At 38.7% G+C, this 12377-nt stretch carries 11 protein-coding genes; 3 read left to right on the top strand and 8 right to left on the bottom strand.

The features are described from left to right. Positions 1-22 precede the first annotated feature (22 nt). Entirely contained in the window at positions 23-2593 is a 2571-nt protein-coding gene (locus ABOA58_RS12935) for a DEAD/DEAH box helicase (protein ID WP_350302616.1), read from the bottom strand. Between the two features lie 563 nt (positions 2594-3156). On the opposite strand from ABOA58_RS12935, the gene ABOA58_RS12930 reads away from it, so the two are divergent. Further along, complete coding sequence (locus ABOA58_RS12930; protein WP_350302615.1) at positions 3157-4116, top strand: sensor domain-containing diguanylate cyclase; 960 nt, start codon at positions 3157-3159, stop codon at positions 4114-4116. 277 nt (positions 4117-4393) lie between these two features. Here the strand turns inward: ABOA58_RS12930 and ABOA58_RS12925 are convergent, their stop codons facing one another. Further along, positions 4394-4573, bottom strand: coding sequence for a hypothetical protein (locus ABOA58_RS12925; protein ID WP_076369116.1), 180 nt, complete (start codon positions 4571-4573; stop codon positions 4394-4396). Further along, positions 4570-5316 carry a type II toxin-antitoxin system SpoIISA family toxin gene (locus tag ABOA58_RS12920; RefSeq protein ID WP_350302866.1) on the bottom strand — a complete coding sequence of 249 codons (747 nt, stop codon included), beginning with the start codon at positions 5314-5316 and terminating at the stop codon, positions 4570-4572. The genes ABOA58_RS12925 and ABOA58_RS12920 overlap by 4 nt, the downstream gene beginning before the upstream one ends. Positions 5317-5638: 322 nt before the next feature. On the opposite strand from ABOA58_RS12920, the gene ABOA58_RS12915 reads away from it, so the two are divergent. After that, complete coding sequence (locus tag ABOA58_RS12915; RefSeq protein WP_350302614.1) at positions 5639-6724, top strand: MBL fold metallo-hydrolase; 1086 nt, start codon at positions 5639-5641, stop codon at positions 6722-6724. A 361-nt stretch (positions 6725-7085) separates the two neighbouring features. Here the strand turns inward: ABOA58_RS12915 and ABOA58_RS12910 are convergent, their stop codons facing one another. Continuing rightward, positions 7086-8033 (bottom strand): DMT family transporter, encoded by a 948-nt coding sequence (locus tag ABOA58_RS12910; protein WP_350302613.1) that lies wholly within the window; start codon positions 8031-8033, stop codon positions 7086-7088. A 284-nt stretch (positions 8034-8317) separates the two neighbouring features. Between ABOA58_RS12910 and ABOA58_RS12905 the strand changes: the two genes are divergently transcribed. Beyond that, a complete protein-coding gene (locus ABOA58_RS12905; RefSeq protein WP_350302612.1) occupies positions 8318-8644 on the top strand; it encodes a YnfA family protein in 327 nt (108 codons plus the stop codon). On the opposite strand, the gene ABOA58_RS12900 is transcribed toward ABOA58_RS12905, so the two are convergent. The 4 genes from ABOA58_RS12900 to ABOA58_RS12885 all read right to left on the bottom strand — a co-directional run bounded on the left by ABOA58_RS12900 (position 8634) and on the right by ABOA58_RS12885 (position 12153). Continuing rightward, positions 8634-9803: an MFS transporter gene (locus ABOA58_RS12900; RefSeq protein WP_350302611.1), complete on the bottom strand. Its 1170-nt coding sequence runs from the start codon at positions 9801-9803 to the stop codon at positions 8634-8636. The genes ABOA58_RS12905 and ABOA58_RS12900 overlap by 11 nt on opposite strands. A 22-nt stretch (positions 9804-9825) precedes the next feature. Further along, on the bottom strand, positions 9826-10071 hold the full coding sequence (locus ABOA58_RS12895; protein ID WP_350302610.1) for a hypothetical protein: 246 nt from the start codon (positions 10069-10071) through the stop codon (positions 9826-9828). 233 nt (positions 10072-10304) lie between these two features. After that, positions 10305-10493 carry a hypothetical protein gene (locus tag ABOA58_RS12890; RefSeq protein WP_063233876.1) on the bottom strand — a complete coding sequence of 63 codons (189 nt, stop codon included), beginning with the start codon at positions 10491-10493 and terminating at the stop codon, positions 10305-10307. A gap of 292 nt (positions 10494-10785) precedes the next feature. Beyond that, on the bottom strand, positions 10786-12153 hold the full coding sequence (locus tag ABOA58_RS12885; RefSeq protein WP_350302609.1) for an MFS transporter: 1368 nt from the start codon (positions 12151-12153) through the stop codon (positions 10786-10788). Between the last annotated feature and the right edge of the window lie 224 nt (positions 12154-12377).

Below are 12377 nucleotides of genomic sequence, written 5' to 3'. Positions count from 1 at the left end.
TATTACTATCGAAAGAATTCGTTTAATTGAATCTGTGCGTCTTCCTAAGCCCTCTATGATAACAAGCGTCACATATTTGAAAACGCGAGTCATCCGGCAGCCTTTTTCCACAGCGCTTGCATTTTTTTTGATAATTCAACATTTCGTCTTTTAACTGATCATGAACGCCATCACTGATTTCTTCACGGATACGCTCCCAATAAACAGCTTCGGTCCGTTTACCCATCCGATATAAAAATAATAGATGAAGACCTATCGCTTTATAAGATAACTCCAATTCCTCCAGATTCCTTGTCTTGATGACCGGTTCAGGAAGGTCACTGTTCTCGGCAATCGCTTCGACCGTTTCCAGCCACTGTCTGATAAGACTTGGTTCTTTTGCCGAAAAAGGAATATGCAGGAAACCATATAAATCCATTAAAGAAAAACGCGCTTCGATTTCAGTATCCCGTATTAGTTCGTAAAGCTCCCTTTCTTCGGATAGCGATGCCTTTTTCGTGCCTTTAGGGGGCTCAAACCTCTCCCACATTTCGAAAAATGTCCCTAGGTTCCGGTAATATTTTTGAAAACGTTCAAATACAGCAGAGGTTGGGGCGATTGTGAAGGTTTGAACTGGCTCATCTACTTGTTCCAGCAACTTATTCATGATTTTGATATCTGCTGTAAATGCTACCTTTCCAGTGTCATAAATACCCTTTCTACCCGCCCGGCCTGCGATTTGTTTGATTTCTTGAGAAGTCAACCTTCTTCTTCGTGTCCCGTCGAATTTTTCATTTTCAAGAAAGACGATACGGCGTATTGGCAAGTTCAATCCCATTCCAATTGCATCGGTGGCAACGACAACTGATGTTTCACCGCGATTGAATAGCTCTATTTGCCGTTTCCTATTTTCAGGAGGCATACTTCCGTATATCATGCTGACATTATGTCCACTCTCTTTTAGCCGGGAAGCGGTTTCGAGTACCTGCCTTCTCGAAAAACAAATAAGCGCATCCCCTTTTTTCGTATACTTCAGTCCAAACTCCTTTTGTTCTACCTCAAGCGGTATTTCCCGTCTGTATTCGTGGAGTTCCAAATCAGCTTCATTCAGAAGGTTCAGAAGCATCATTTTGATATTATTGCTCCCGATTATGTGTACTTCTTTCGCATTAGCTTGCGTGATTGCCCTAAACCATGAAAAGCCTCGATCTTTATCGGCAATCATTTGGGCTTCATCTATGACGATTACTTCATGGTAGTCTTTTTCATGAAACATTTCAACGGTGCTGGAGACATGTTTAGCACCCACCACTGCCTTTTCTTCTTCACCGGTTTTTAATGAGCAAGGTACACCGTCAGCATTTAATTTATCAAACACTTCAAGGGCCAGCAGTCTAAGGGGAGCTAAATACAAACCGCTTTCCGCTTCTTTCATTTTTTCCAGGGCCTTATGCGTTTTCCCGGTATTTGTCTCTCCTATATGCAAAACATATCGAACTTTTTTCCCTAATGATGGAGTATACGCCTTACCGATGATATCATCGATCATCCTTTGCTCTTCTGCCCGCTTCCTGGCTTGCTCTGCCAATACTTCAGCTTTTCTTCTCTCTCTGTTCTCCACGTCTTTTTCGTATATTTCTTCGTGCAATGTTTCATTAAAAGGAATTCCTTCAAGCTTCAGTAAATCAGAAAGGTATTCTTCCTGAAGTTCATCAAAACAGGACTGAGACAAATCGGCCAATTCATCGCTTAGTATACCTTGAAGGGCATCAACCGTCAGCCTTTCCCCATATGACTCCAAAAAATCATGATGCAGTGCAGCAGATAGATGGTTCAAGTATTTGTCAGGGGCTAATTTCATTATGAAATCCGAAACTAATCTTTCATACCTGAAGAAGTAATTTTCATATTCATAACGGTTCCTTCCCCAACCGACTAACGAGTGAATATCTCCTGTAAGCTCTTCAAAAAAATCAGTGACCATTAGGTATTCGGCTGCTTGAAAGCCCCCCTCTTCCACCAATTGTTCTTCAAGTAAGTATGGATCGACATATTGGAATTTAGGCTTATTCTTAAGATCTTTTGTCAATATACCGGCAATATAATACCTGACATGTAAATATAATAAAAGGGAGTTATTTTCGAAAAATGTATTGGCCTCTTCTTGAAGCCTCGCGCGTATCTTCCAACGCTGCTTGGCAAGCCGCTGTTCTTCTTGTCGCCTAAAGAATTTTTCCCTTGCATTTTTATATCTCTTTTCCCACTCTTCTTGATTGTCAGCAAAGGTTTTTTTAATCCATGTTAAGCCATCAAACGGGCGATACTTCTTTAATTCGTTCCGGAACATGCTATTGATCAGCTTATGATCTGAACCTTCCGTTACAAAACCCCTTTCGCTTAAAAACGCCTTTTTTTCCTTTCTTGGCACATCATTTGACGCTTTATTTATCCAAACATTTATCCAAATTTGCTCAATAAAGGTCGTCCTGTCTGATATATATGCTGAATAAGAAGGCATTGTCTCTTGATTCTCTAAATAAAAATCCATATCCTGGATTATTTTTTCCTTTGTATTCTCAATCGCAATAGGATATATACTTTCTAATTTTCCCATAATGATCCCCTTTTGAATTATCCAATATGTACTTTATTACTTCCTTTTATCCTCCCCAAATTTTTGTTTAAAATGAGCGCGGGTACATTCGTTTTATCTATTTAAATTCAAGTGTTCTGTTATCATGAGAAGGTGAAGAAATGCCAAGATGCTTTACTTCCAAGGTAAATATGAAAAAGCTATCAAATATGTACATCGAGAGTTACTCTTACCATTTCATTTACAGTATAATCCATGAAGAATAGACTGATCATTGACTTGGACTTTATGGTTTATGCCCATCCCGGTAATCCAGAAATGGATACATAGGTTTAGCTATTTTGTAATCAGGCAAATAAAAATTTAATGATATTAAAAAAAAGCCGAAAATAAAGTAAAGGTCAATTTTTAAACTTTCTCGATAACATTATTCATCCATAAAACGAATCCATCCCCTAAATTAAGTTTAGTGGAAATTCGGACAACTGTCACGGTATTGAGATTCCGCTTTTGTGTCCTAGGCGTTCAATATGAGAATTAATCCGGAAATCTAAAAAGACTATTAATAAATGAGGAGCCTGAGAATGATTCAGCAAGATATCAACTATTATAAGAATTTCGATTCCATCGCTAAAGAAGTATTAGCTCTATTAGGTCAAACCATTGAGGTCAATACATTCTTCGTTTCTATATTGAATCCCATACATAGTTTCATGATCAAATCCTTCAATAGAAATGCAAAGTTAATTTGTGAAGGTGACATCCTTCCTTATAATATGGTTTATTGCAAATTAGTTGCTGAGAATGGATTGGAACCACTCGTTATTCCTAATTTAGTGGACCATGAATTGACTAGTGTCCACCCCGCAACGAAGTTTATAGGGAATGGGTGTTTTATGGGAGCTCCCCTTATTAATGAGGGTGAAATCATTGGAACATTATGTGCATTCGACATTAAACCTCATGAATTTAAAGAATATGATCTGATCCTCATTAAGTCTTTGGCAGCTTTGATTAGTCATACCATCAATCTTGAAAAAGGGATTATCAGGGATCCATTGTCAGGTCTTTATAATCGGAACTTCATTTATAATTATTTTGATTATCATATAGATAAATCAAACGATGAAATGGCCCTTCTTTACATCGATCTTGATCATTTTAAAATTTTTAATGATTCCTATGGTCATGATACTGGTGATGACGTTATTAAAAAGGCAGCCGAATGTTTTTTGCAAACCGTTCCCGAAGGCAGTCATGTGGCTCGAATTGGTGGTGATGAATTCATTGTATTGTTACATACAGCTCATTGTGAGGATTTAATGAAAAGCACTCAGCAAAACGCGGAATTAATATTGAACCGTTTATCCACCATGCCGATTACCATTAATGGAATTGATCATTTTGTATCAGCCAGCATAGGGATAAGCTTTTATCCTCATCATGGTACGGAAATGGACTCACTTTTGAAAAAAGCGGACCGTTCCATGTATATGGCTAAGAAATCCGGCCGTAAGAATATTCAATACTTCCACCCGCAGTGATTATCTTAAAAATAAAAAAACCAGTTCTCCTTAGAGACTGGCTTTCTTTTACCTTAAAAAAATCCAACGTTTAGCTTTCAGCCTTTGCAAAAGCTTGAGCAGATCAGCATTTCCCTTATGTATCCGTTTTTCGGATGGTGAAGCGGAGGGGTTCGGGATGTTAACTCTCTCGGGTTTTTTGTTCATTTTCTGAAAGACCCTTCCTATACTTTGATTTTGAATAGTATATGCGGGTTTTCCATTAAATATCATAAGGAAAGGAAAAACCCCTTCCCTCTTATAAAACATTTTTTAACCGGCTGAAGCGTGCAGCTTTTTCTTTTTGTTTCAGGATAATGCGTTCGTTCTGTTTCATCACTTTTTTAGTGTGGGGACTTAAACCTACATCGGGTATTTTTACCTGTGGTTTGATTACAGCAACTGACACATCATTGCCGGCTTTATCATAAATGCTCATTTATCCTCACCACCTGGTTTTTGTTTTATGACCATATCGAACATCATGATTAATAATGCTATTAATAAACAATCGACTTCTGAAACGAAGCTTTCCGATTTAACGTCAAGGATATAGGGTTCCATCAAAATGCTTACAGGCTGCAAAGCCATTTTTTCTTCATCATTATAATACGTATCTTCTCTTTCCAATGTAGCACGGATGGTACTGCCATTCAAGTTCGGATGCCCATTTATCACCAATTGCTTGTCCTGTTCCGTTTTGAAAGGAAGGATTTTCACGTTCATCCCTTCCTTAGCTGCATACGCTTGAAGGAGTATGCTCAAATAAGCCAAGTATTCCTTATTTGATTGATAATACTCAGGTATTCCTTCTTTCTTTAGGAGATGAAACATATTTTTGACCTTTTCCCTATTATCCGTTAAAAGTTTGTCACTCTCCGCAACCGCTTTTGTTGCATAGGACAGCTCGTTATCGCCAATCTTCGATATATACATGCTCAAGAACACAAACATATCAATCAGGATGAATACGATAGCCATAATCAAGAAATTTTTCCACTCATTAAAAATGCTCATCGGATAGAAATTCCAGTAAATCAAAGCTCCCAGTATAAAAATGATATACCAGGTTTTTCGAATCGCTTCAATCCTTTTACTTACCTTGTCCTTATATTTCCAAGAAAGTATGACATAAGCTAATAAAGCAATAAATACTACCCATACAAAGACTCTGAAAAACATTAACAATCGATTTATCACCCTACCCTTCAGCTGCTACATTCCATATCCCGCTCTCTATATTATTCATTATATATACCTCTATTCCCTGCCTAAGACGGGTGAAACTTAAACACTTGCCAGAAGTTTTCACTAGCTGAAAAACACTCCTCCCAATGTGGGTTTACAGTAAATGAATCATATGTTTCAGCATCCATTGCCCTTTTTTTCAGAAAGGTATATTTTAATCATTTTTCTTGTGGGACATCATAGTAAATAACTTTATATATTCTGTGATATGATATGTTCTAACAAAAAGGCATGATTAATATGGGAGGAAGCTATCATGATGAAAATTATTAAGATCCTCATTTCTTCTTTTATAATATTATTACTTTTCCTAAACCTCTATCCTCCACTTGGAAGACGGACAAACAAAGAAAAAGTGAGAAGTTTCACTACAAAAGAAAATTTTTCCAAGGGTAAATTCCAAAATCAGATTCCAGCCAGTCAAGCGATGAGTCTTAAGCATACTGGTTCGATTTTACGTGATTTCATAAAACCTAATCCAAAAAGGAGGCCAGACCAGCCAATCGTAATTGGAACAAAAGAACCTGGATCTATGAATTCCAATAAAATCACCTGGTTTGGTCATTCTGCATTACTGTTGGAGATAGATGGGAAAACCATTTTAGTGGATCCCATGTTTGGCAAAGCACCCACTCCCTTTCCATGGTTCGGGAACAAGCGTTTTAGCGGGGAGCTGCCTATTGATATGGATATGCTGCCTCCTATCGATGCCGTCCTGCTCTCACATGATCACTACGATCATTTGGATTATTTCTCGATAAAGAAATTAAAAGATAAGGTCAGTCAGTTCATTGTCCCACTCGGTGTCGGCGGACACCTAGAAAGATGGGGCGTTAAACAAGAGCTGATTCAGGAACATAATTGGTGGGATGAGGTTTCATTCATGGATTTGCAATTTGTCTGTACGCCTGCAAGGCATTTTTCTGGAAGAAGTTTACGAGATGGCAATACGACACTTTGGTGTTCTTGGGTAATTAAAGGCAAACAAGAAAAGGTATTTTTCAGCGGAGATAGTGGATATGGCAGCCATTTTAAAGAAATCGGCGAAAAATTCGGGCCTTTTGATATGACTTTAATGGAATGCGGCCAATATGATGAACGCTGGTCAACCATCCATATGATTCCAGAAGAAACTGTTCAAGCACATATCGATGTACAAGGAAAACGGATGCTCCCCATTCATTGGGCTGGTTTCACATTGTCTTTTCATGACTGGACAGATCCGATAGAACGGGTAACAAAAGCGGCCAATGATCTTGGCGTCGAGATCTGCACACCTCAAATAGGCGAACCTGTAGTGATAGGTTCAACGGATTTCCCTCAAACAAGATGGTGGAAATGAAATGGTCCATCCCAAATGGGATGGACCATTCCATTTGTAGAAAAAAAGGGTGCGGAAAACGTATCTTTTCAAATAATGTTCCCTAACCAACTGACCCAAAACCATACCTTTCCTCAGGAATGGTTGCTATCTAAATGTTATATCTAAGTTGATTGGAGAGGAAGGTGCGAGACTCCTGCGGAAAAAGCGCGTCCAAGGGAGACCCCGCAGGTGAAAGCCGAGGAGGCTCCCCGACCGCGGAAAGCGAGTGCCTGGAGCGGAAATCAACGGCTAAATTGTACAGCCATTAAAAAACTGTAGACAACTCATTTCAGTTTAACTAAATGGTCCATTCCTAATGGGATGGACCATTTTCATACATTCACATTTTCCCTTCATTATACTCAAGTTTCACTTTTATTGAATGCTCTTTCTTCACTCCAAAATAATTCGTGCCTACCACACCTAAAATGATTAGTATCGAACCCAATATATCGTAGATTGTAATCTTTTCATTTAGTATGAGAGCTCCTGCTGCAATCGTTACTATAGTGGAAAGATTTGCAAACACACTCATTTGGGACGCTTTGATTTTTGATAAGATCGTATTGGATAATAACGAAGTGACCAATGAAGCCAATATTCCCAAATACAAAATGGAGCTGATGAATTCAATGCTCGACCATGGTGTAAAGAATTCCGGCATCGTTCCTTGTTTTAAGTGGGTGAAGAGCGCAGCCACGTTAAAAATGACAAAGCCTGTTCCCATCATGAAAAAGGTCATTTCACCTGGTGTATAGTCATTGGCAAGGGAACGGGTCATCGTGGTATAACATGCAGTTGCAATACAGGATAGCAGGATCAACACCATCCCTAGCATGTCGGAAAAATTGATTGTACTCCCTTTCATCACAAAAATAAATATGACCCCAACTACCGACAAGACAATCGAAAGTTTTTGATATAAAGATGTTTTTTCCTTAAGGAAATATCCAGCTATCATCAATGTTAGAATCGGGGTGACGGCAGACAGAATTCCAGCATCAGTGGATTGTGAATACTTAAGTCCGAAAGTTTGAAAGGCAAAGAAAAGAGTTGGGAATAACAAAGATAACGGAACAAGATGTTTAACCGACTCCCAGGAATAATTCACCTTAATGACTTTAACGGCAACCAGGAATAAAATGATGACGAAAGAAACGGAAAATCGGAACGCCAAAGTATCCAGCGGATTCGATTCTGCAATCGCCATTTTCGTGAATAAGAAAGATAGGCCGACAATACTTGAATGAAATAGCGCTAACATGTATGCAAATGTTCGGGTTTTCATGGCTGCAACTCCTCAACTAAATTACTATATTCCTATTTAGGTATAGTACCCTTTGCATCTGTATTGCAATCCAAGTTAGAGTCAAAAAATAAATTTGGCATTTTTTAAGCTAAACTGTTTAACTATCAGCACAAACAACCTTTTAATAATAACTTTTTAAAGATCATTTTCATGCCTTAACGGTGATGCTCCAGTTAACTTTCAATTAGTAATAACTCTGTAAAGTATGTCATTTACAGTTTCATATATGATAAAATTTCAACCAGGAAGAGAGGTATACATATATGTTAGTTACTACCGTAATATTCCTTATGGCTGGTCTAGCTGAAATTGGCGGCGGTTACCTTATTTGGCTTTGGTTAAGAGAAGGTAAATCCATTTATCTAGGTTTAGCCGGAGGTTTTGGGTTGGTGTTATATGGCATCATTGCAACTTTCCAAACGTTCCCTACCTTTGGACGTGTATATGCTGCATATGGCGGGATTTTCATCGTTTTATCGGTTTTATGGGGATGGGGCATCGATAAGAAAACCCCCGATTTATATGATTGGATTGGAGCTTTAATCTGTTTGGTCGGGGTTTCAGTCATTATATGGGGCCCTAGACAGTAAAAGAATTAAAGGGCATAAGGCCCTTTAATTCTTTTACCAAGATCTCAACTTGTTGTTTGGGGTCTTTATTTGAACATTTACATTCTATCAATTTCTTTTCCTGCCTGTTTGCCGTCATATTGCTGAAGTTATTCTGTATGAACCAAATCGCCATTGCTGCAATGATGCATGGTATGGCAAAAGCTAAAAAATTGATTTGCAATGACAACTTCATATCTAGCAGAACCCCACAGAAAGTAGGAGCGAGTATTCCGCCAATTCTGCCGATACCCAATGCCCAGCCGACACCTGTAGAACGGATTTCATTCGGATAATACTGGGATACATATGCATTCGTTACGATTTGTGTTCCTGTTGTCGTACCTCCTGCAATAGCAATCAGTATATAAAGCATGATCATGCTTGGCTTGAAGCTCAGCATCGTAAGGGTAATGAATCCAATGACCAAGAAAGTAACCAGAATCCTCTTGGAACCATATCTGTCTGCAAGCTTGCCTCCAACGATCGCTCCCAAAACCGCTCCAAGGTTCAATACGACTAAGAATGTCAGACTTGAACCTAATTCATATCCTGCCTCACCCATGATCTTTGGAAGCCATGTACTCAAACCATACATTACGAACAAACACATGAAAAATGCGATCCAGAACATGAGCGTGCTTAAAGTCCTCCCATTTTTGAATAACTGTTTAACTGAAAACCCTTTCATTTCACTTTTGAGTTGCTCCTGAAGGACATAATGATCTTTCATCGTGTATTGCCCGTCTACATTCACTTGATTCAGAACGTCCACCAATTTGCTTTTTTTATTATTTGTTATGAAAAAATTTATTGACTCTGGCAACAATTTATATAATATTGGCATGGTTATTAATGGGAGTGCACCGAGCCAAACCACTGCCCGCCAACCAACGTTCGGAATCAGGTACATCGCTCCCAGTGATGCGACAACTCCCCCTAGAGCGTGCCCGCTGAACATGATTGCTACCAGGGTACTTCTAAGTTTTTTAGGGGCATATTCAGTAATGATTGCAATTAGATTAGGCATGACTCCTCCCAAGCCTAGTCCTGCAATAAAACGCTGTATTCCAAAAGATGTTGGATTATCGGCGAAACCTGAAGTAAATGTAAATACGGAAAAAATGATCGTACAAATCAATATGACTTTCTTTCTGCCGGATTTATCGGCAAGCGGTCCAAAAGACCAACGCTCCTATCATCATTCCAAACAAAGCATAGCTGCTGAATAACCCTGCCTCTACAGCAGTTACCCTCCACTCCGCCATCAAAGATGGCAGGATTGTCCCAAGCATGAACATATCATACCCGTCACAGATGATGATAAAGATACAGCATAATAAAATCTGTAAATGAAAACGGTTAAATTTTTGTTCATCCATCATTTCAGACACTTGGATCGTGCGCATTTCCTTCCCCTCTTTCTGCTATTCCTTTTGACATAGTCTTAAGGAATTCTCTTTTTTGTTCGAGCTAACATTTAATGACAACAGATCACAAATACTAATTATACGTATATAGAACTTAGTTCACTATATATTAACTTAGTTTTTAGAATATTGTCAATATTCAAAGTCGATTAGCCGTTTTAATCAACAAAAAAAACCTCTTAATTAAAGAGGGCTTTTAATGAGTATAAGGATTAAGCGTCCAAGGCTTCTTTACGCTTTCTTTTCCTTGATTCTGTTATAAGATCATAACCGAGATAAAGGATGATGGCTCCGCCTAACAATTTAACGTATAACGGAATGTCCGCTACAAAGAAATAAATCATAGAGAATAATGTCCCTATAATGCTTAACCAAAAAATTACATGTTTTAAAATTTTCAAAGTAATGACTCCTCACAAAAGATGAGATTAATGTATAGTTCGCTCCACTTCAAGGAGGAATTAATTATCCATATCATCATTCTAACATTTATTCTTTATATTAAGAGTGACTCGTATTGCGAAATTATGAACATTTAAGCAACTTTTCTCAAGAATAGGTCAAGCCCTGGAAAATCTTTACGCTATCTCTTGTCAATTTGCAATTTCATTACTATGACAAAAAAGGCCAATAAAACAAATAGGCATGAAATGACAGCGTTGGTATCCCAGCACTGCATTTCATGCATTTAGTTCACAAGACGTTCATTTTATTGGATTCTACCGTCATTTCTTCAGTTGGTTCGGAATGATCATGTTTATAATAAGCCATTTTCACTGGAACGAATGATAAGGCAACCGCAGCAATGAGACCCGGAATGGCGAAGGCTATGAAATTCAATTGGATGGGTAGCGAGATGGATAATAAAAATCCGCCGAGTATGGGACCGAGCATACCGCCAATCCTTCCGATTCCAGATGCCACCCCTAGTGCAGTCGATCTAATATTTGGTGGATAGTACTGGGAAACATAGGCTTGTACAAGGTTTTGGGCACCAATGGTACAGGCTCCTGCAATCGCTACCAATGTGTAAATGACAAAAGAGCTTCCGCCCATTCCCAATAGCGTCAGACTGACAGCCCCAAGCGCATACATCGGTACAAGCATTTTCTTGGATCCATAACGATCACAAAGTTTAGCGATGATAAGCGTGCCTACGATAGCGCCCCCTTGAAGGACGATCAAGAAACCTAAGCTTGAATTCAGCGCATACCCTGCCTCGATCATTAGCTTTGGAAGCCATGTATTCAATCCATATACCATCAATAGGCACATGAAAAAGGCGATCCAGAACATCAATGTGCTTAGGGCACGGGAATCCTTAAACAATCCAATAATCGGCATATTGGCTTCTGTTTTTTTCACTTCCACAAGTTCGTCCCTTATGTCGAATTTACTTTCCGGACTTACCTTGGATAATATTCTGATCAGTTCTTCCTTTTTGTTAATTCTGATCAGATGCGTCGAAGCCTCTGGTAAACGCTTCATCATGAAGGGTAAAAATAACAATGGTATTCCTGCAAACCAGAATATTGATTCCCAACCTAGTGTCGGCATAACCAGGATACCCAGTATCGGAGCAAGCATCCCTCCGAATGAGTAACCGCATAATACGATTGAAACGACCATGCTCCGCATCGTTTTCGGTGCATAATCAGTCAATAAGGCAATGACGTTCGGCATGATGCCCCCAAGCCCTAATCCCGCTAGAAATCGGAAAGTTGAAAACATCGTAGGCGTATCCGCAAATCCACATAAAAGCGTAAATAAACTAAATAAAATGAGTGTAATCGCGATTACGTTTTTTCTGCCAATCCGATCTGCTAATGTACCAAAGAAGATCGCCCCGAACAACATTCCAAATAGACCGTAGCTGCCCATAGCCCCCGCTTCCACGGAAGTAAGGTTCCATTCCTCCGTCAATAACGGGACGACCGTACCGTAAACGACAAGGTCATAGCCGTCAAAAAGGATAATGATAAAACACCATGCCAGCAATCCAAAATGAAAGCGGTTAAATTTACTGTTGCTAATTACCTCGGTCGTATTAATTTTAGCCATAAAATTTTCTCCTCTCTAGGTGACTGCAGTAATTCCATCCAAATGATAGCGCTTACGTAATCATTTAAAAAATATTCGACTCACATATTTTTATACAAATAGTGAACTTAGTTATCTAATTGTTATTATAAATGCTAATTATCTGATATTTCAATAAAAACTTTCACATATTTATCATAAAGTCTTAATATGTTTTCTAATGCTATCGTTAATTACAAGTTTTG

It is taken from the genome of Peribacillus frigoritolerans (assembly GCF_040250305.1).
Classification (GTDB): Bacteria; Bacillota; Bacilli; order Bacillales; family DSM-1321; genus Peribacillus.
This window is presented reverse-complemented; position numbering and strand designations above follow the sequence as displayed.

Coding starts and splice junctions, on each gene's coding strand:
- ABOA58_RS12910 (WP_350302613.1), bottom strand. CDS start 8,033: ATGAAAACCCGAACATTTGCATACATGTTAGCGCTATTTCATTCAAGT.
- ABOA58_RS12930 (WP_350302615.1), top strand. CDS start 3,157: ATGATTCAGCAAGATATCAACTATTATAAGAATTTCGATTCCATCGCT.
- ABOA58_RS12925 (WP_076369116.1), bottom strand. CDS start 4,573: ATGAGCATTTATGATAAAGCCGGCAATGATGTGTCAGTTGCTGTAATC.
- ABOA58_RS12915 (WP_350302614.1), top strand. CDS start 5,639: ATGATGAAAATTATTAAGATCCTCATTTCTTCTTTTATAATATTATTA.
- ABOA58_RS12885 (WP_350302609.1), bottom strand. CDS start 12,153: ATGGCTAAAATTAATACGACCGAGGTAATTAGCAACAGTAAATTTAAC.
- ABOA58_RS12920 (WP_350302866.1), bottom strand. CDS start 5,316: ATGTTTTTCAGAGTCTTTGTATGGGTAGTATTTATTGCTTTATTAGCT.
- ABOA58_RS12895 (WP_350302610.1), bottom strand. CDS start 10,071: ATGCGCACGATCCAAGTGTCTGAAATGATGGATGAACAAAAATTTAAC.
- ABOA58_RS12935 (WP_350302616.1), bottom strand. CDS start 2,593: ATGGGAAAATTAGAAAGTATATATCCTATTGCGATTGAGAATACAAAG.
- ABOA58_RS12905 (WP_350302612.1), top strand. CDS start 8,318: ATGTTAGTTACTACCGTAATATTCCTTATGGCTGGTCTAGCTGAAATT.